The organism is Alteriqipengyuania lutimaris, assembly GCF_003363135.1.
Classification (GTDB): Bacteria; Pseudomonadota; Alphaproteobacteria; order Sphingomonadales; family Sphingomonadaceae; genus Alteriqipengyuania; species Alteriqipengyuania lutimaris.
The window spans coordinates 1,069,819-1,087,873 of the sequence record NZ_QRBB01000001.1; the positions used below are offsets into that span (position 1 = coordinate 1,069,819).

Annotated in this window: 21 protein-coding genes and 1 tRNA gene; 15 read left to right on the forward strand and 7 right to left on the reverse strand. The window is 66.4% G+C overall.

Going from position 1 to position 18,055, the window contains the following annotated elements; all coding sequences use genetic code 11:
- The first annotated feature begins 41 nt into the window (after positions 1-41).
- Positions 42-1,616 carry a TIGR00341 family protein gene (locus tag DL238_RS05325; RefSeq protein ID WP_115491314.1) on the forward strand — a complete coding sequence of 525 codons (1,575 nt, stop codon included), beginning with the start codon at positions 42-44 and terminating at the stop codon, positions 1,614-1,616.
- 37 nt (positions 1,617-1,653) lie between these two features.
- Here the strand turns inward: DL238_RS05325 and DL238_RS05330 are convergent, their stop codons facing one another.
- On the reverse strand, positions 1,654-3,405 hold the full coding sequence (locus DL238_RS05330) for a fatty acyl-AMP ligase (protein WP_115491315.1): 1,752 nt from the start codon (positions 3,403-3,405) through the stop codon (positions 1,654-1,656).
- Between the two features lie 227 nt (positions 3,406-3,632).
- Here DL238_RS05330 and DL238_RS05335 point away from each other — a divergent pair, with 227 nt between their 5' ends.
- The 4 genes from DL238_RS05335 (at position 3,633) to DL238_RS05350 (ending at position 5,726) form a co-directional block, all read left to right on the forward strand.
- On the forward strand, positions 3,633-4,127 hold the full coding sequence (locus DL238_RS05335; protein ID WP_115491316.1) for a regulatory protein RecX: 495 nt from the start codon (positions 3,633-3,635) through the stop codon (positions 4,125-4,127).
- On the forward strand, positions 4,124-4,609 hold the full coding sequence (locus DL238_RS05340) for a DUF192 domain-containing protein (RefSeq protein WP_115491317.1): 486 nt from the start codon (positions 4,124-4,126) through the stop codon (positions 4,607-4,609). The genes DL238_RS05335 and DL238_RS05340 overlap by 4 nt, the downstream gene beginning before the upstream one ends.
- 155 nt (positions 4,610-4,764) lie before the next feature.
- The gene (locus DL238_RS05345) at positions 4,765-5,187 is read left to right on the forward strand and encodes an NADH:ubiquinone oxidoreductase subunit NDUFA12 (RefSeq protein ID WP_115491318.1); all 423 of its coding nucleotides are present in this window, start codon (positions 4,765-4,767) and stop codon (positions 5,185-5,187) included.
- The gene (locus DL238_RS05350) at positions 5,187-5,726 is read left to right on the forward strand and encodes a DUF2155 domain-containing protein (protein ID WP_115491319.1); all 540 of its coding nucleotides are present in this window, start codon (positions 5,187-5,189) and stop codon (positions 5,724-5,726) included. Before DL238_RS05345 ends, DL238_RS05350 begins: the two co-directional genes overlap by 1 nt.
- On the opposite strand, the gene aat is transcribed toward DL238_RS05350, so the two are convergent.
- Positions 5,642-6,370, reverse strand: a complete 729-nt coding sequence (aat, locus tag DL238_RS05355; RefSeq protein ID WP_181883832.1) for a leucyl/phenylalanyl-tRNA--protein transferase — start codon at positions 6,368-6,370, stop codon at positions 5,642-5,644. The genes DL238_RS05350 and aat overlap by 85 nt on opposite strands.
- Before the next feature lie 102 nt (positions 6,371-6,472).
- Here aat and DL238_RS05360 point away from each other — a divergent pair.
- The 3 genes from DL238_RS05360 to DL238_RS16060 all read left to right on the forward strand — a co-directional run bounded on the left by DL238_RS05360 (position 6,473) and on the right by DL238_RS16060 (position 7,376).
- Positions 6,473-6,548, forward strand: a tRNA-Trp gene (locus DL238_RS05360).
- 38 nt (positions 6,549-6,586) lie between these two features.
- Complete coding sequence (gloA, locus tag DL238_RS05365) at positions 6,587-7,027, forward strand: lactoylglutathione lyase (protein ID WP_115491321.1); 441 nt, start codon at positions 6,587-6,589, stop codon at positions 7,025-7,027.
- Positions 7,028-7,226: 199 nt separating this feature from the next.
- On the forward strand, positions 7,227-7,376 hold the full coding sequence (locus DL238_RS16060; RefSeq protein WP_181883833.1) for a hypothetical protein: 150 nt from the start codon (positions 7,227-7,229) through the stop codon (positions 7,374-7,376).
- 85 nt (positions 7,377-7,461) lie between these two features.
- Here DL238_RS16060 and DL238_RS05370 read toward each other — a convergent pair whose 3' ends face one another.
- Positions 7,462-8,994: an alanine/glycine:cation symporter family protein gene (locus DL238_RS05370; protein WP_115491322.1), complete on the reverse strand. Its 1,533-nt coding sequence runs from the start codon at positions 8,992-8,994 to the stop codon at positions 7,462-7,464.
- Positions 8,995-9,230: 236 nt separating this feature from the next.
- Here DL238_RS05370 and secE point away from each other — a divergent pair, with 236 nt between their 5' ends.
- Together secE and nusG are read left to right on the forward strand one after the other, a co-directional pair.
- A complete protein-coding gene (gene secE, locus DL238_RS05375; protein ID WP_115492779.1) occupies positions 9,231-9,452 on the forward strand; it encodes a preprotein translocase subunit SecE in 222 nt (73 codons plus the stop codon).
- Between the two features lie 18 nt (positions 9,453-9,470).
- Positions 9,471-10,007 (forward strand): transcription termination/antitermination protein NusG, encoded by a 537-nt coding sequence (nusG, locus tag DL238_RS05380; RefSeq protein WP_115491323.1) that lies wholly within the window; start codon positions 9,471-9,473, stop codon positions 10,005-10,007.
- 24 nt (positions 10,008-10,031) lie between these two features.
- On the opposite strand, the gene DL238_RS05385 is transcribed toward nusG, so the two are convergent.
- Positions 10,032-11,648, reverse strand: coding sequence for a DUF5597 domain-containing protein (locus DL238_RS05385; protein ID WP_234030975.1), 1,617 nt, complete (start codon positions 11,646-11,648; stop codon positions 10,032-10,034).
- A gap of 181 nt (positions 11,649-11,829) precedes the next feature.
- On the opposite strand from DL238_RS05385, the gene DL238_RS05390 reads away from it, so the two are divergent.
- Positions 11,830-12,018 (forward strand): hypothetical protein, encoded by a 189-nt coding sequence (locus tag DL238_RS05390; RefSeq protein ID WP_115491324.1) that lies wholly within the window; start codon positions 11,830-11,832, stop codon positions 12,016-12,018.
- Here DL238_RS05390 and DL238_RS05395 read toward each other — a convergent pair.
- Positions 12,015-12,746 carry a CPBP family intramembrane glutamic endopeptidase gene (locus tag DL238_RS05395; RefSeq protein ID WP_115491325.1) on the reverse strand — a complete coding sequence of 244 codons (732 nt, stop codon included), beginning with the start codon at positions 12,744-12,746 and terminating at the stop codon, positions 12,015-12,017. The two genes, DL238_RS05390 and DL238_RS05395, sit on opposite strands and share 4 nt — an antisense overlap.
- A gap of 173 nt (positions 12,747-12,919) precedes the next feature.
- On the opposite strand from DL238_RS05395, the gene DL238_RS05400 reads away from it, so the two are divergent.
- The 4 genes from DL238_RS05400 (at position 12,920) to rplA (ending at position 16,063) form a co-directional block, all read left to right on the forward strand.
- Positions 12,920-14,503: an alpha-L-fucosidase gene (locus tag DL238_RS05400; protein WP_115491326.1), complete on the forward strand. Its 1,584-nt coding sequence runs from the start codon at positions 12,920-12,922 to the stop codon at positions 14,501-14,503.
- 50 nt (positions 14,504-14,553) lie between these two features.
- Positions 14,554-14,697, forward strand: coding sequence for a hypothetical protein (locus DL238_RS16065; protein ID WP_181883834.1), 144 nt, complete (start codon positions 14,554-14,556; stop codon positions 14,695-14,697).
- A 236-nt stretch (positions 14,698-14,933) separates the two neighbouring features.
- Complete coding sequence (gene rplK / locus DL238_RS05405) at positions 14,934-15,365, forward strand: 50S ribosomal protein L11 (protein WP_115491327.1); 432 nt, start codon at positions 14,934-14,936, stop codon at positions 15,363-15,365.
- A 2-nt stretch (positions 15,366-15,367) separates the two neighbouring features.
- Positions 15,368-16,063 (forward strand): 50S ribosomal protein L1, encoded by a 696-nt coding sequence (rplA, locus tag DL238_RS05410; protein WP_115491328.1) that lies wholly within the window; start codon positions 15,368-15,370, stop codon positions 16,061-16,063.
- A gap of 56 nt (positions 16,064-16,119) precedes the next feature.
- Here rplA and DL238_RS05415 read toward each other — a convergent pair whose 3' ends face one another.
- Both DL238_RS05415 and DL238_RS05420 read right to left on the reverse strand, forming a co-directional pair.
- The gene (locus tag DL238_RS05415; RefSeq protein ID WP_115491329.1) at positions 16,120-17,028 is read right to left on the reverse strand and encodes a GNAT family N-acetyltransferase; all 909 of its coding nucleotides are present in this window, start codon (positions 17,026-17,028) and stop codon (positions 16,120-16,122) included.
- A 7-nt stretch (positions 17,029-17,035) separates the two neighbouring features.
- Positions 17,036-18,013, reverse strand: a complete 978-nt coding sequence (locus DL238_RS05420; protein ID WP_115491330.1) for a polysaccharide deacetylase family protein — start codon at positions 18,011-18,013, stop codon at positions 17,036-17,038.
- Positions 18,014-18,055: the final 42 nt, after the last annotated feature.

The window sequence follows — 18,055 nt, forward strand, 5'->3', positions numbered from 1 at the left end:
CAAGTTTTGGCACCTGCCACTTTCCGCGATAAAGCCCGCCTATGCAAACCCCTTCGAGCGCGCCGGAAAACAGCGGCGCAGATGTTTCCGACGGATCGTCCGACCCGGCTGCCGTGCAGCGACGGCGGATCGGTATCGATTACGTGGTCACCGCCTTCACCCGGTGGTGGACGATCGAGGTCTCCGGAACGGTCGACCAGGCCGCGGTGATCGAGAAACGCCGCGCCGAATGCGAGCTGACCGCGCGCTATGTCCTGATGGTGTGCATGTCCGCCGGGATCGCGATCCTCGGCATGCTGCTGTCATCGCCTGCGGTCGTCATCGGCGCCATGCTCATCGCGCCGCTGATGGATCCGATCATGGGCGTCGGTTTCGCGCTGGCGGTGGGCGATTTCTCGTGGTTGCGGCGCGCGGTCCGATCGCTGGTGCTGGGCGTCGTGCTGGCGATCCTGGTCTGCGCCGCGCTGGTCGTCTTCTCGCCGATCCAGATCGTCACGCCCGAGATCGCCTCACGCACGCAGCCCAACCTGTTCGACCTGATGGTGGCGATCTTCTCGGCCATTGCGGGCGCCTATGCGGTGATCCGGGGGCGCGAGGGGACCATCGTGGGCGTGGCGATCGCGACCGCCTTGATGCCGCCGCTGGCCGCGGTCGGATACGGTCTCGCCACGCTCAACATGACGGTCTTTTCGGGCGCGCTGCTGCTGTTCGTGACCAACCTCACCGCCATTGCGCTCACCGCGACCGCGATGGCGCGCGGCTACGGCTTCAGCACCAGACTGACCGAGAAGCAGAGCCAGCTGCAGGCCTTCCTGATCTTCGGCGCCTTCGTGGCGCTGTCGGTGCCGCTGGGCCTCTCGCTCTACCAGATCGGGTGGGAGTCGCAGGCGGAGCGCACGATCCGCGACAATCTGGTCGACGTGTTCGAGGGCAAGGCGCAGAGCGTGGAGCCGACGGTGAGCTTCGCCGACGACGCGATCAGCGTCACCGCCGAGGTCTATACCGACACGCTGTACAGCACCGCGCAGGTCGAAGACCGCGCGCGCCGTTCGCTGGAGGCGGCGCTCGGGCGGCCGGTCAGCGTGCAGATCATGCAGGTCGAAAGCGCCGATGCGGTCGAGGCGCAGCGGCTTCAGCTGCGCGAAGCGAGCCAGCGCGAGGAGGCGACGATGGCGCGCGCGCGCACGATCGCCCAGCGGCTGGCGATGGTCGCGGGCGTGCCGGACGATGCCGTCACGGTCGACCGGCAGCAGCGCCGCGCACTGGTTGCCGTGCGCCCGATCGAAGGCGCGGGCCTTGCCACCTATCGCGAGCTGGAGCGGCGGGTCGATGCGACCGAACCCGAGTGGGATATCCGTATCGAGCCGCCGCTTCGCGCGCTGCCGCCGATCCCCTTCGACGAGGAGGGCGAACTGACGGGCGAGGGCCGCAGCGCGCTCGGCTTGACGATCTGGGCGCAGCGCCGCGTGGGCATTCCCATCCGCCTCAGCGGCAGCGAGGCGCAACTGGATGCCGTGCGCGACAGGCTCGCCCGGACCGGCGTCGATTACGAGGAAGAGGTTGCCGGGACCGCCACGGGCGCGATCGAAACCGCTTGGGCGATCCCGGAAGATTGACGCCCGGAAGAATGAGGCCCGGAAGAGTGAAGGTGGCTCAGGCCGCGAGCTTGTAGGGCTGGATTTCGCCCGAGAGATAGAGCCGCTTCGCCTTGGCGCGGCTGAGCTTGCCCGAAGAGGTCCGCGGCAGCGTGCGCGGCGGGACCAGTTCGACGAGGCAGGCCATGCCGGTGACCGACTGGACCTTTTCGCGGATCCGTTCGCGCAGGATCCGGCGTTCCTCGGGGTCGGAGACGCGGCAGTGGACCAGCACCGCAGGCGCTTCCTCGCCATCCTCGCGCTCGACCGCAAAGGCCGCGATGTCGCCGTGGTTGAAGCCGGGCAGCTGCTCCACCGCCCACTCGATATCCTGCGGCCAGTGGTTCTTGCCGTTGATGATGATCATGTCCTTCGCACGGCCGACGATGAACAGGTAGCCATCGGCCATGTAACCCATGTCGCCCGTATCGAGCCACGCGCTCCCGCCGTCGGTGCTGGGCACGAGGCAGTCGCGCGTCGCTTCCTCGTTGCGGAAGTAGGAATGCATGATGCTGGGGCCGCGGCACCAGACCTTGCCGATCTGGTGATCGCCCTTGATCTCGTCGTTCTCGCCCCGGATCTCGACTTCCATCTGGGGCAGCGGCTTGCCGCAATTGACGATCGCGCGGTAGCGGGCCGGGCGGTTGAGATTGCGGCGCGCGCCCGAAAGCCGCTCTTCCTCGACCAGCTCGACCCGGATACCTTCGCCCGGCGGCATGACGGTGACCGCCAGCGTCGCCTCGGCCAGGCCGTAGCTGGGGGTGAAGGCGGACGCCTTGAAGCCCGCATCGGCAAAGGCGTTGACGAAATTCTGCATGACGTCGGGCCGGATCATGTCCGCGCCGTTGCCCGCGGTGCGCCAGCGCGACAGGTCGAAGCGTTCGGCGACGTTGCTCTGGCTGGAAATGCGACGCGCGCAGATATCGTAGCCGAAGGTGGGCGAGTAGGAGAGCGTGTTGCCCTGATTACGGCTGATGAGGTCGAGCCAGGCAAGCGGGCGGCGCGCGAAATGCTCGGTCTTGAGATAATCGACCGACACCTGGTTGGCGATCACGCTGAGGAAACAGCCGACCAGCCCCATGTCGTGATACCACGGCAGCCAGCTGACCACGCGGTCGTCGGTGCCGAGGTCCATCGCCTGCGCATGGCCGTAGAGATTGTGGAGCAGCGCCGCGTGGGTGACTGCGACCCCGGTGGGGAAGCGGGTCGAGCCGCTCGAATATTGCAGGTAGCAGATGTCTTCCGGCCGCGCGGTGGGCAGGTCCGTCTTGGGCGCCTCGCGCGCGGCGAACGTGTCCCAGTCGATCCCCTCGCAGCCCTGCCGATCGGCTGCGGTCTTCGCCATTTCTTCGATCTCTGGCGGATAGATGAGCATCTTGGGGTCCGAGCTTTCGAGCTGGACCGCAAGCTGATCGATATAGCCTTCCTTGCCGCCGAACCCGGTCGGCAGGGGCAGCGGGACGGGCCAGGCTCCGGCGAAGATGCAGGCACTAAACAGCGCCGCGAATTCGGGGCCCGTTTCGGCGATCAGCGCGACGCGGTCCTTCGGGCCGATCCCGGCGTCGACCAGCCGATAGGCCATGCCGACCGCGTCCTCGCGCATCTCGCGATAGGAATAGGCGCGCTCCAGCGTGCCGCGCATGTCGTGGAAATTGAGGCCCTTTTCGCTCAGGGCTGCGTAGTCGATCGCCTCGCTGAAGGTCGCGAAGTCCGCGCGACGGCGCGGAAGCGCGCAATCATTCGGCGTCGGGGCCAGTTTTTCTGTGAGCATAGGAGAGAGCAAAACCCGTTTTCTGAACAGTGTTGAGGCCAGCGGTCAGGAGCGCTTGGGCCGGGAAGGCGAGCCTTCTTCTTTCACATTCATCACTCCCTTCATGAGGGCGGTTCCAATCCTCAAGGAGTGTGGCATCATTATGTCCAATGGCCCCATCCCATCCGACCTCCCGATCGGGGACACGGCGTCCCCGCAAACCGGCGCGGCCTCTGGACGAGGTTTCTTTGCGTGATCTCGCGCTGGCCTATGCGGGCCGCTACGCTACCACCGCCGCCAAGCTCAAGCACTATTTGCAGCGCAAGATCCGCGAGCGTGGGTGGGCGAACGACGATGAACCGCAGGTGGATGGGCTGATCGCGCGCTTCGTGGAGCTGGGATATATCGACGACGAGGCCTTCGCCGAAATGCGCCAGCGCGAGCTGCTGAGGCGCGGATACGGCGCGCGCCGGGTCGAACAGGCGCTGCACCACGCGGGTGTCGACAGCGACCGGATCGACCTGCCGCCTCCCAGCGAATCGGAGACGCGCTCGGCCGCACTCGCCTTCGCCCGCCGGCGGCGGCTGGGGCCCTTCGGTGCCGAGCCGCCCGACCCGCGGACGCGCGAGAAGCAGCTTGCCGCGCTGGTGCGCGCCGGTCATGACTTCGAAGCGGCGCGCGCCATGGTCGACGCCCGAAGCGAGGAAGAAGCGGAAGAATGGGCATTCGGGGACGGCGAATGACGTGGGCGGCGAAAGGCGCGGCGGGCGTTCTTCTTTGTGCGCTCATGGCCTGCTCCCCGCAGCAGGGCGGGGAGAACGCGAGCGCGGTCACGGCGTCTGCGACCCACCCGGTATCGGGGCTAGAGCTGGTTCCGGTGACCGTCGAGACCGACGATGGTGCGCACCGCTTCACCGCCGAGGTCGCGCGCTCGGCGGAAGAGCAGGCACGCGGCCTCATGTTCCGGACCGAGCTGGGGCCGGACGAGGCGATGATCTTCCCGCGCGATGGCGACATCGCCAGCTTCTGGATGAAGAACACGCCGCTGCCGCTCGATATCGTGTTCATCGGGCGCGACCGGCGGATTCTCAATATCGCGGCGCGGACCACGCCCTATTCGCTCGACAGCGTGACCGCCGTCGGGCCGACGTCCGCGGTGCTGGAAATTCCCGGCGGTCGCGCGGAAGAGCTCGGCATCGAGCCCGGCGACCGGGTCGAATGGTAAGTTGGCTTTCTCTCGCGGCATGTTCGCTTCGCGAACGCCTCCGAGGGGCGGCCTGACCGGCCGTCACGCGGTCGCGTTCTGGCTACCGCGACTTTGGTTCGACCGTTTGATTAGACTTGGCGCATCGGAGGTGATCGGCTAGTTCGCCACCGGTCATGAGCATCCTCGGAAAAATCTTCACCTGGTGGGACGGCGCCACCATCGGCACCGCGATCTTTACCTCGCGCAGGGGCGAACATGTCGGCACCGACGCGTTCGGCAACAAGTATTACCGGGCGAAGCCCAAGCGCAAGCACGTGCCCACCGCAGGCTCCTACATCGGAACCGAGCGCCGCTGGGTGATCTACGACGGCGCCAATGATGCGAGCCGCGTGCCTGCCGAATGGCACGGCTGGCTGCACGGGGCGGGCGAAGAGGTGCCCGAGAGCTTCCTCCCGCCGCCGCGCATCTGGGAAACCGACTATTCGCCCAATGCCACCGGTTCCGCCGATGCCTACCTGCCGAGCGGCGCACTGCAGCGTGGCGGTCGCCGCGCCTCGGCCAGCGGCGATTACGAGGCCTGGGCACCGGGCGAGTAATGTCCCTGCGCATCCCCGCCATCTCCCTCGCTCTCCTGCTGGCGCTTGGCGGGTGCGACAATGATGCGCCCGATCCCGAACCGATCGAGACCGAAGTGCCCGAAGAGCTGGCACAGGGCGGATCGGCGGAGCGCCCCGACGCGGCCGAGGACGAGGGAACCGGCACCCCGATGGCGGAACGTGTCGCCACCATCGGCCTTCTCAACAAGCGCAACAATGTCAGCCGCGATTTCGAGATGTCGCCCGGCGAGGCGGTGCGCGCGGGCGATGTCGTCATCCGCATGGAAGCCTGCGAGAAGACCGCGCCGTGGGAACTGCCGCAGGAAGAGGGCGCCTTCGTGCAGGTCTTCGTGCGCGAACGCCGCGGCAACGAGCGCGAGCCGGCCTGGCAGAAAGTCCATTCGGGCTGGCTGTTCCGCAACTCGCCCAGCCTCAACGTGGTCGAGCACCCGGTCTACGACGTGTGGGTCAAGGAATGCGCGATGAGCTTCCCCGGCGAAGAGGACGTTGTTGAAGAGGACGTTGAAGAAGCCGCGTGAGCGCGCGCTTCGTCCTCCACTTCGCGCAGCGCCTCGGGCAGCGAGATGCGCTGCGTGCCGCGCGCTCTCTCCAGCCGCTCCAGATATTCGCTCTGCGGGATCGGAATCGCGCCCAGCGATGCGAGATGGCCGGTCATGAACTGGCAGTCGAACAGCTCGCATCCCGCACGCTCCAGCAGCGCGAGCAGCCATGCAAGCGCCACCTTGGAACCGTCGCGGCGGCGGCTGAACATGCTTTCGCCGCAGAACACCCGGTCGAAGGCCACGCCATAGACCCCGCCGACCAGTTCGCCAGCCTGCCAGCATTCGATCGAATGGGCATGGCCCACCTCGTGCAGCCGCTGGTAGCTTGCGGCGATTCGCCCGCTGATCCAGGTGCCTTCGCCCTCGCCGTCCTTGCCGCGGCGCGGCGCCGCGCATTCGAGCACGGTGGCCGCGAAGTCACTGTCCACGCGAATCGTGAAGACCTCGCGCCGGATCGTGCGCGCGAGCGAGCGCGAGCAGTGGAATTCGCCGATCGGGATGATCGCGCGCTCACGCGGTTCGACCCAGAAGATATCCTGGTCGCGGCGGCTCTCGGCCATCGGAAACAGGCCCTGCCGATAGGCGCTAAGCAGGACCGGAGGTGGGACGATCGGTAGCATTGCTCTACCTTCCTTAGCACGATCCGCCGCCGGGCATACCTTCGCGCGCGAGTTTTGCTTGCGCCCGCTGCACTCATTCCATAAGTCGCGCCCTCGGGCTGCAGGGGTGTAGCTCAGCTGGTAGAGCATCGGTCTCCAAAACCGAGGGCCACGGGTTCGAATCCTGTCACCCCTGCCATTCCTCTCTCGTCACACGCCGACCAGCGGGAATCGCACATGGAATATCTTCATACGATGGTCCGGGTCCGCGACCTGGACGAATCGCTCGATTTCTATTGCAACAAGCTTGGCCTGACCGAAGTCAGCCGCACCGAGGTGGAGGCAGGGCGTTTCACGCTCGTCTTCCTCGCCGCACCGGGCGACGAGGCGCAGGCGCGGCAGAACAAGGCCCCGATGGTCGAGCTGACCTATAACTGGGACCCGGAGGAATACGACGGCGGCCGCAATTTCGGCCATCTCGCCTACCGCGTCGACGATATCTACGCCGCGTGCCAGCGGCTCAAGGACGGCGGCGTGACGATCAACCGCCCGCCGCGCGACGGGCACATGGCCTTCGTGCGCTCGCCCGACGGCATCTCGGTCGAACTGCTCCAGAAGGGCGAGGCGCTGCCCCCGGCAGAACCCTGGGCGTCGATGGAAAATTCCGGCAGCTGGTAACCGGCGGACGCGCGCAGCGTCCTATATATCACAATAGGCGAATTTTGCGTGGCGGTGGGAACCCCGGCGGTCTCGCGCGGCTGGCGTGGTTTTCGCGATACGCCCGTTTCGTTCCCGTGGGCGCATGGGGAACTCTCCATGCGACATGTGCATTTTTCACGGCACAACGCACGAGAGTGCTCATTTCAGGAGTTGACCAATGTCGAGCATGCCTTTTCGGAGCAGCCGTCCGGACAGCTGGACCACCCCGCGTTCGTACACTGATGCGAGCTATCGCATGATGAAGTACGGGAAGATCCAGCCGATGCACCAGCCCTCTTTCTGGGAGCGTCTGTTCGGCGCCGTCTGAACCAGTATCCTAAGCAAAATGAAAAAGGGCCGGGGCGCATCATCGCGCTCCGGCCCTTTTCGTGTCCGATCGGACTTTGTGCGGCTCAGACCTCGGCCTCGACCGCGGCGGGCGGTGCGTCGGCATCGTGCGTCGGCCCGGCTTCCTTCTCGCCGCGCGCAAGCTTGAACACCACGCCCGACAGCAGCGCGAGGGCGAGGATGTTGGGCAGCAGCATCGTGGCGTTGGAAATGTCGCCCAGTCGCCAGACCAGCTCGCTCGGCTGCGCGGCGCCGATGAAGATCACCACGCACCACAGGATCCGCCATGCGACGTGCAGCTTCTTCTCGTTCGCCCGCGTGGAGGACTTGCTGACCCGGTCATAGATGAAGGTGATCGCGCGTTCGCCGTAATAGCTCCAGGTCAGAAGCGTGGTGAACACGAACAGGATCAGCACGATCGAGGCCACCAGCGTCCCGATCGGGATCGTGCCGAGCATGGCGGGGAAGGCGGCGGCAAAGGCACCGCTGGTCATCTCGAAGCCGACGCGGTCCGATTGCCAGGCATGCAGCACCGCCTGGCCTTCGTGCATGAAGTCGCCGCGCACGGTCAGGATGACCAGCGCGGTCATGGTGCAGATCACGATCGTGTCGATGAAGGTGCCCAGCATCGCCATGCGGCCCTGCACCTCGGGGTCGTTGGTCTGCGCCACCGCGTGCGCGATCGGGGTGGAACCCTGGCCCGCCTCGTTCGAGAACAGGCCGCGCGCCACGCCTGCGCGGATCGCCATGATGATCGCCGCGCCGGTGAAGCCGCCGACCGCGCTCTGCGGGTTGAACGCGCCGCTGAAGATCAGGCTGAAGGTTTCGGGCAGATCGCCGAAATTGAGGATCAGCGCGATCACCGCCATCACGATATAGGCCAGCGCCATGAAGGGCACGACGCTTTCCGCCACGCGCCCGATCGACTTGATCCCGCCGATGATGACGATGAAGACCAGGATGGCGACGATCAGCCCGCCGAGCCATTCTTCCAGCCCGAACAGCTCCTGCAGCCCGTCCGCGACCGCATTGGCCTGGATCGAGTTGCCGGTGACGAGCGCGGAAAACAGCGTGCCGATGCAGAACACGACCGCAAGCCACGTCCATTTCGGGCCGAGGCCCATGGTGATGTAGGTCATCGGACCGCCGCGATAGACGCCGTCCTCGGTCCGTTCGCGGTAGCGGATGGCGAGCGAACCTTCGGCGAAGGCGAGCGCCATGCCGAACAATGCGGTGATCCACATCCAGAAGATCGCGCCCGGCCCGCCCAGCGCGATCGCCGTCGCAACGCCTGCGAGGTTGCCGGTGCCGACCTGGCCGGACAATGCGGTGGAGAGCGCGGCGAAGGGCGAAATCTCGCCGCTGCCTGCGCCCTTGCGGCCCGGGAACAGGCCCTTGATGGCGCTGCCCAGCTTCACGATCGGGTAGAAGCGCAGCCCGATCATGAACCACAGGCCCACGCCCAGCAGGATCAGCGCGAGCGGCGGGAAAGGTACCACCTCCACGCCGTCCCATGTTCCGCCCCAGATCAGATCGGATACGTTGGTGACCGGTGCGACCATGCGATCGCCGAAAGACATCTGCGTGTCCGCAGCCATGTAGGAATTCCCCCGAATGCGTCCCTAAAGCGCGTGACGCTATAGTCGCGCGATAAGCAGCGCAACGCATTTTCTGGAGCGCTTGCTTTTGCGTCCACCGCCGCCTAGATGCGGTCGGGTCTCTCGACATCGAAGCTCAAGACCCGCCCTCGGATCGAACGATCTTGAAGGCGATCCCGGCTTCCCGAAAGAGACGCGAAATTTGGTCGAACAGTCATCGAATGGAAGCGGCGCACATGGCCGAAGGCAAAGTCGAAACGAAGAAGCGCAAGACGTCGCCGGGTGAATTCGCCCGCCAGGTGCGCGCCGAGGCGAGCAAGGTCGTCTGGCCGACGCGCCAGGAGACCGTGCAGACCGCGATCTTCGTCAGCATCCTCGTGCTGATCCTCTCGCTCTTCTTCCTCGGTATCGATTCGCTGTTCGGCGCGGTCGTCCGCTTCCTTCTCACGCTCGCGTAAGCACTCGCAGGACTTTTCATGGCACGCTGGTACATCATTCACGCCTATTCCGGTTTCGAGAACAAGGTTCGCGACGCGATCATTTCCGAGGCGGAGCGGCTCGGCCTGTCCGAAGGTGTCGAGGAGGTCGAAGTGCCGACCGAGACCGTGACCGAGCTGAAGCGCGGCAAGAAGGTTCAGGTCGAACGCAAGTTCATGCCCGGCTACGTGCTGGCCAAGCTGAACATGACCGACGATGTCTATCACCTCGTCAAGAACACGCCGAAGGTCACCGGCTTCCTCGGCGCGGGCAACAAGCCGCAGGCGATTTCCGAGAAAGAGGCCGCACGCTATTTCGGCGGTGTGGAAGAGGCCAAGGCGACGCCCAAGCACCAAGTTTCGGTCGATTACGAGATCGGCGACCAGGTCAAGGTGCTCGACGGGCCCTTCGCCAGCTTCAACGGCGTGGTGGAAGAGCTCGATTTCGACAAGTCCAAGGTCAAGGTCTCGGTCTCGATCTTCGGCCGCGCGACCCCGGTCGAGCTGGACTTCGAGCAGGTCGAACTGTCGAAATAAGGCGCGCGGGGGCCGAAGCCCGCGCTATTCGAGCACGCCCATCTCGATCCGCAGCCAAACAGGCTCGGCTCCGAAGTTGAAGCCGTAGTCGATCTGGTCGCCGTTCCAGCGGCGGCGCATCACCCATTCGCCATCGACGAAGCGCCCTTCCTGCGCCTCGATGATCTCGCCCTGCTGCCCCGCGCCGGCTTCGGCGAGGGCGATCCGCAGCTTCACGTTGCGCCCGCCGACGAGGAACACGTTTTCCGCAAGCTGCGCGGCGACGAGGCCGCCGGTCGGCACGTCCGCCAGCGGATGCGGATCGCGCTCTATCCAGGTCCAGTCGTCCTCCCCGAAGGCCCAGCGGCCATATTGCGCGGTGAGCGCCCAGCGGCCCATCCGGTGCGTCTGGTCGGCCCCGTCCTCGCCCCTCGCAGTGCCCCATAGCGGGCGATCGCGCGCGATCCGCGCCCACTCGCGCGGCATCTGCGCGAAAAGGCGGTAGGGCGCGGCAAAGGCTTCGAGCGTTTCCTCGTCCAGTTGCTTCGCGCCCAGCGGATAGTTCGAATAGCCGGTGCCATCGATCCCGAAGGGAGAGAACAGCACCGCACCGCGCCCCATCGCGGGCCAGACGAAGCGCGCGTATTCCGCCGCATTGCCGATCTCGGGCACCATCAGCGGGCCCGCTGCGGCATAGCGGTCGAGATATTTTACCACCGCCGCGGGATCGCGCGAATAGATATCGGGCGCGAAGGCTGAGATGTGCGGCGCGGCGATCCGCCAGACCGGCAGCGCGTTCCAGTTCGGCCCACCCGAGGGCCCGACATCGCCGCCCTCGTCGCTGAAGGCATCGCCCAGCGCGGCATTGACGAACATGGGCAGGTTCTTCTGCGCCTGCCCCGCCGCCGCGACCGTGTCGATATAGCGCGCGACGTACCAGCTGTTGAAGAACTGCGCGGCGCGCGTCCCGAAGGCCCCGGTCCACGATTGCCGTTCGATCCCGAGGCCTGCGGCAAGCTCCTGCGGGATCGGCCCCGCGAACAGCGCCTGTGCCTCGGGAGCATGGTCCCGGTCCAGCCCCCAGCTGCCGCTCTCGTTCTCGACCTGCACCATCACCACCGTGTGCTGCGGGTCGACCTGCGCCAGATGCCGCATAAGCGCCGCAAAGGCGCGCGCATCGGCCTGCATGGTCGCCTGCCCGTGCGGGCTGAGCACGACATGGGCGGACCCGTCCGCCTTGCGCATCCGCGTAAAGCGCGCCGTGTCGCGCTTGACCCATGCGGGGACGTAGGAGGGGCCGGTGTTCTTCCAAGTGCCGTACCACAGCAGCACCAGCCGCATGTCGCGCGCCCGCGCCTGATCGAGCAGCACGTCGACGAAGGAAAAATCGAACCGGCCTTCTTCCGGCTCGACCTGCTCCCACGCCACCGGCATCAGCACCGTATTGGCGCCGAGCCGCTCAACCGTCGGCCAGACCTCATCCAGCATCGCCGCATAGTTCGAGGAATTGTTGGGTTGCGCGCCGAGCATCAGGAACGGCTCGCCATCGACCAGCAGCGCGTCCTCGTCGAAGCGCGGCAGCGGCGCCTGCGCGCTTGCCTCGACTGCCAGCAAAGCCGCCAGTGCAGCGGCGATCACGCCGAGAATCTTCGCCAAATCCATCCCCCCGTTTCGAGGTGGTTGCGCTATCATGGACGGCTAACGGGCGAAAGTGGCCAGCTTGTGAGCGCGGACCGTGACCCGGGCAGATGCCTTTCCGGACAGAGTATCAGCTCTCTTTCGGACCCTTTTTCAGCGTATCGCCTGTGCCGGACCGGTGAACTCCGATAGAGGCCTTACCGCCGTGCGCACACGCCCCCGCATCTGCAACCGCAAGCAGCGCTACGCGACTCGCGAGGCCGCCGAACTCGCCGCGCGCGACGCGCCATTCAAACTGCGCGCCTATCGCTGCGAATTGTGTCGCCGCTTCCATCTCACCAGCCGCACCAAAGGGATGAAGACCCCACGGCACGAGCTCGATCGCGACCTCTAGGAAATCCAGCCGAGGCTCTCGCCATAGGCGAGGCTGAGCATGATCGTGTCGACCGCCGCATGGGCGAGGATGCAGGCCCACAGGTTGCCGCGATTGGCGAAGCGCAGCCAGGCGAGGAACAGGCCGATGCTCGCGGTCACCAGCACGCCGCCCCAGCCCTGGTAGAGATGCGGCAGGCCGAACAGCGCGGCCTGGATGATCGCGGCGGGCCACTTGCGCCCGCGCATTCCGCGCAGCCGCATCAGCCGGTCCATCAGGAAGCCGCGATAGAGCAGCTCTTCACCGAAGCCTGCAGCAAACCACGCAACCAGCACGATCCACAGAGCGAAGCTGAGCGGGCTTTCGGTCACGTAATCGAGGATGAGGCTGACGTCGATCGGCGGCAGGCCGAGCGCGTCGATCGCGATGGCGCCGAGCGCGAACAGCGCGATGATCGCTCCCGTACCCAGCGCGGCGAGTGCCAGCGTGCGGCCCATGTTGACCGGCGGGCGGATGCTCCACGCCTGCCTCACACACCCGTCGGCGCCGAGCCACAGCCGCGCGACCAGCAGCGCGGCCACCATGCTCGCCACCACCGAGCCGAGGATGCCGGCACTGGTTTCGCCGAGGATGAGGATGGGCGGGATGCTGGCGAGGAAGTAGGCGAGCGCCACGCTGCCCAGTTGCACGAAGAACCGCAGCCAGCTCAATCGGCGCAGGCGGTTTCTGGCGAGGGAGCGCTGCTTCATCTCACCCTATACGTGTATGATCTGCTGAGGTTTCGCAACCGCCCGCTTGCAGGCCTGGCCCGCCTCGGGACGGATCGGGGCGAAACCGGTGCAAGTCGATGAAAAGGCTGCGCTTGCCAGGCGGCGGCAGGAGTGCGACGCAGGGTGTGTCCGGGGACGGGGGAGAGGTTTCGATGCGACGCAGGGACTGGCTGAAGGGGGCCGCAGCGCTGCTCGCTTCTTCCCCGGGCAGGCTGCGGGCGCAGGCGAGGCTTGCCCCGGGCCCGGTCGAGCCGACGATGGAGAGCCTGCGCGAACACTTCGTGGTGCCCGACTGGTACCGCGATGCGAAGCTGGGCATGTGGGCCCACTGGGGCCCGCAATGCGCCCCCGAAGCGGGCGACTGGTACGGGCGGCACCTCTATCTCGAAGGCGAAGCGCAGGCCGCGATCCATCGGAGGCTCTACGGCCATCCGGCGGACCACGGCTTCATCGACGTCATTGCCGGATGGCGCGCCGAAGAATGGGACCCGGACGCGGTCTTCGGTGCCTACAAGGCGGCGGGTGCCCGCTTCCTCGTGGGCATGGCGTGCCATCACGACAATTTCGATCTCTTCGCCAGTCCGCACCCGTGGAACGCGACCCGCATCGGGCCGGGGCGCGACCTCGTCGCGGGATGGGCCGCCGCCGCGCGCCGTCTCGATCTTCCCTTCGGTGTGAGCAACCATGCCAGCCACTCATGGCACTGGTGGCAGACCGCCTATGGCTACGACACCGTCGGACCGCGCGCGGGCGAACGCTATGACGCATGGCGGCTGACCGCTGCCGAAGGGGCGGGGACTGCGTGGGAAGGGCTCGATCCGCAGGCGCTCTATACCGGGCCGCGCATGGTCCCCCCTGCCGGGCTTGAAAGCCCCGAGGCCATGCGCCGGTGGCACGACGACACCTCGGGCCAGTGGATCGAGGCCGCGCCGCCGGGCGATCCCGGCTATGCGCTGCACTGGCTGGCGCGGCAGATGCAGCTGGTCGAGCGCTACGAGCCCGATTTCCTCTATCAGGACAGCCACTACCTGCCCTTCGGTGCCATCGGGCAGATGGCGGCGGCGCATTTCTACAATCGCGCGATCGCGCGGACCGGCGCCTTCACCGGGGTGATGAGCGCAGGCTTCCGGCAGGGGGAGGGGACGCTCCATAATTTCGAGCGCAAGGCGGCCGGGGACATCCTGCCCGAACCCTGGCAGGCGGCGACCTGCATCGGCGACTGGCACTACAACCGCGCGCGCTTCCGCGACCGCTCCTATGTCGGCGCGGCGGACGTGATCCGCCAGCTGGTCGATATCGTATCGAAGAACGGCACGCTGCTGCTCTCGGTCCCGGTTCGCGGCAACGGCACGCTCGACCCGCTGGAACACGGCATCCTCGCCGCGCTGGGCCGATGGATGGGCCGCGAGGGCGAGGCGGCGATCTACGGATCGCGTCCGTGGCGCGTGTTCGGACAGGAGCAGGGCGGCGGCGTGCGGTACACGCGCAAGCGAGAGACGCTGTCTGCGAGCCTGCTCGATCCGCAGCCGGGCGAACTTGCGCTGACCTCGCTCGGGACCGGCCAGCTGCGCGGCGCGCGCATCGGCGCGGTCCGGCTGGTGGGCGGCGGCCCGGTTCCGTTCGAGCAGCGCGACGATGCTCTTGCCGTGAGCATCGATGCGCGCACGGCCGGCGGGACGGTGCCGGTGCTCGCCATCGAAGGCGTGTCTGCGAGCTTTGCGGGTCTCGCCGCCTGACGGACCGGCGTTAGTCTTGAAGAGGGTTTCCTACTCGGACCTGCGCTGCGATGATCGGCCTGATCGTTCTTCGACGCTGGCGAAAAAAATACGCCGAAAAAGCGCAATGTGTCACCCAAGGGCCGAATCTGGCGAAGGAACATGAGGTATTTCAGGGTGTTGAAGCGGAGCTGCCCAGGGTGACACCTGGGTGACACGTGTCACCCTGTCGCCCGGCCATTGCGGCTCGCAAACCCGCTTGCGGCGGGCCCGCATCGCTGCGCTTAGAGGCGGCGAATCGCTTGCAATCTGCCGCAAAATCGCTATCTGCGCCGCTTCCCGAGCACAGCTTTGGAAAACCCGATGCGGGAGGCGATCGTGGATCGCCGTTGACCGCTTACCATGAGCGTGGGGCCAAGCCCTTCGCGACAGTGAGAAAAGGAGGCCTCCCATGGCCAAGAAGATCGAAGGTTACATCAACCTTCAGGTGCCCGCCGGCACCGCCAACCCCTCGCCGCCGATCGGCCCTGCGCTGGGTCAGCGCGGCGTGAACATCATGGAATTCTGCAAGGCGTTCAACGCCGCGACGCAGGATCTCGAAAAGGGTGCGCCGATCCCGACCAAGATCACGGTCTACGCGGATCGCAGCTTCACGTTCGTCACCAAGTCGCCGCCCGCCAGCTTCCTCATCAAGAAGGCGATGAAGATCAAGTCGGGCTCGAAGGAGCCGGGCAAGAACATCATCGGCTCGATCAAGATCAGCCAGCTGGAAGAGATCGCCGAGACCAAGATGAAGGATCTCAATGCGAACGACATGGGCCAGGCGGTCAAGATCATCGCAGGTTCCGCCCGTTCGATGGGCATCGAAGTGGTGGAGGGCTGATCATGGCGACGCTTAGCAAGAAGCAGAAGACGCTGGCCGAGAAGCTCGACGCCGAAAAGCTGTACACCTTCGACGAAGCGCTCAGCACGCTGCGCGATCACAAGGCGAAGTTCGACGAGACCGTCGAAGTCGCGATGAACCTCGGCGTCGATCCGCGTCACGCGGACCAGATGGTGCGCGGTATGGTCGCGCTGCCCTCGGGCACCGGCAAGGACGTGCGCGTCGCCGTGTTCGCCAAGGGCGACAATGCCGAGAAGGCGCTGGCCGCCGGTGCCGACAAGGTCGGCGCGGAAGACCTGATGGAAGACATGCAGGCCGGCAACCTCGATTACGACCGTGTGATCGCGACGCCCGACATGATGGGTGTCGTCGGCCGTCTCGGTAAGGTGCTGGGCCCCAAGGGCCTGATGCCGAACCCGAAGCTGGGCACCGTGACCCCGAACGTGGAACAGGCCGTGAAGGACGCCAAGGGCGGCCAGGTCGAATTCCGCGTGGAAAAGCAGGGCATCATCCACTCCGGTCTCGGCAAGCTGTCGTTCAAGGACGAAGACCTGAAGACCAACTTCAAGGCCTTCACCGACGCGATCGTCAAGGCGAAGCCGTCGGGCGCGAAGGGCAAGTACGTCCAGAAGATCACGCTGACCTCCTCGATGGGCCCCGGCCTGAAGATCGACCTGGCGGAAGTCGAAGGCGCGTAAGCCTTTTCAACACGACGAATTCGAAACGGCCGGGGGAGCGATCCTCCGGCCTTTTTCTATGCCCTCAGCAGCTTTCTCGCCGAAGCAAGCGAGCCGCTGCGCTCGGCCAGGCGCTTGATCCGTTCGACGCCTGCATCGAAGCCGTCGCGGGCACTGAGCAGCAGCCGGTTCGCCAGCGTCCGCCGCAGCAGGACGAACGAACAGCAGTCGATGGAGTGCGTGCCGAACAGCGCCTTGTGCGCGCCTTCCCCCTCGGTGAAGTCGAAGAAACGGAAGCGCTCCTCGGCAAAGAGCATCCGCAGCGCCTCCATCTGCAGGACCGTGCCCGGCGACAATGCGCCATGGGCGGGATCGTAGCCGAGATGCGCGTAGACCAGCGTGTCCCCGCGCACCGGCAGCGCCAGATAGGCGACCGGCTCGCCGTGCAGGAACAGCAGGAAGCAACGCATCTGCCCAGCCTCCGCCGCCGCGAGCATGGCCTTTCGCGCATCCTCGCTGTCGGGCAGTCCCGCATCGAGCAGGCGCGCCTGGTACGTCTTCTCGGACAGCGGCAGCGCGAGATCGAGGAACCGGGCGACCTCGCCTGGCGAGGTGTAAGCCCGCACGTCCAGGTCACCGCCATCGGCCGTCGCGAATTTCCGGACCTTGCGCCGCAGCGTGCTGCGCGTCTTGCCCGAGAACCGCGCGAGGTAATCCTCGAAGCTGCCGTCCATCAGTATGTAGTGCCGCCGAAAATCCTCGCGTGCGCCGGCGATGTGATCGGGAAAGGCCGCAAGCAGCCGCGCGGCCATCGGCGCGGGCGCCGACTGCACGCGCAGGCCGTCCGCCCCCTCGGTCGCGGTGCGGGGCAGCGTGTCCGCCAGCGCATCCTCGAGCGAAAAGCCTATCGGGCGGAGCGATCGCTCGACGCGGAAGAGCCGCCGCGATCCGATGGTGAAGTCGATGCTGGTCGGCTGGGCCGTCATCGCCCGCTCACAGCGCGCCGTAAAGCGTGTTCGATACCGCCTGTTCGGCATAGCGCCAGCCGACCTTCATGGGGTTTGCAGGCACGGGCTCGGGCATGTCCGAGCGCTTGAACATCTTGACCGGCGGCGAGTTGGCGTAGTCGGCCGTCCAGATGCCCGGCGTGTCCTGCAGCACCCGGCACAGCGCCTCGAACCGCTTGCGCACCACCTTGTTCACCGCGAGACGGCGACGGTTGATCAGCTCGAAGCTGTGCGAGACCAGCGTGAAGCAGGTCATCCGCCCATCGCGCGCATGAAGCAGGGCATTGCGCATCTCGCCGATCGAGAGCGCGGTGATCTGGGCATGCCGCAGCCGGCCTGCGAGATCGCCGACGCACGACACCGGCACTTCGACGATGCCTTCGTGCAGCAGCGGCTGCGTATCGGTGGAGCGCAGGCCGAGATCGCTGTCGCCCCCGACGATGCCGGGCGTGTGCGACGTGTCGTAGAACAGCCCGATCTCCTTGAGCGCGCGCAAGGTATCGCGGTTGGCGCCGTAATTGCCCGCACGAAAGGCGACCGGTGCGGGCGCGCCCGCCGCGACCAGCGTGTCGCGCGCCCATTCGAGGATGCGGCATTGATCCTCGAACGCGAAATCCTTGATGTTGCGCCCCGTCATTCCCGCGAAGGGGCCGCCGGGCGGCGCCTTCTCCAGCCATTCGGTGTGGCAGTGGAGCTGGACGTCCTGCCCCGCCTTGAGGATCGGTGCGACCACGTCCTCTATCGCGGCGACGCCCCACAGCAGCGCCGGCATGGGATCGACGAAAAAGACCGCGCGCTGGCCATAATGGGCGAGCAGGTCGAGCTTGTGCGTGACCCCGGCCGGTCCGTCGGGGGTGATGCAGGCGATCGAGCGTGCGAAATTCTCCGCCCGGTCGACCGGGCAGGGCCCGTGCGGCAGAGCAGCCGAATATTCGGTGTCGATGGTGAGATAGACGCTCGTCATGACGCGGCGAGCCTAGCGCAAGACGGTTAAGGCGAAGTTCCA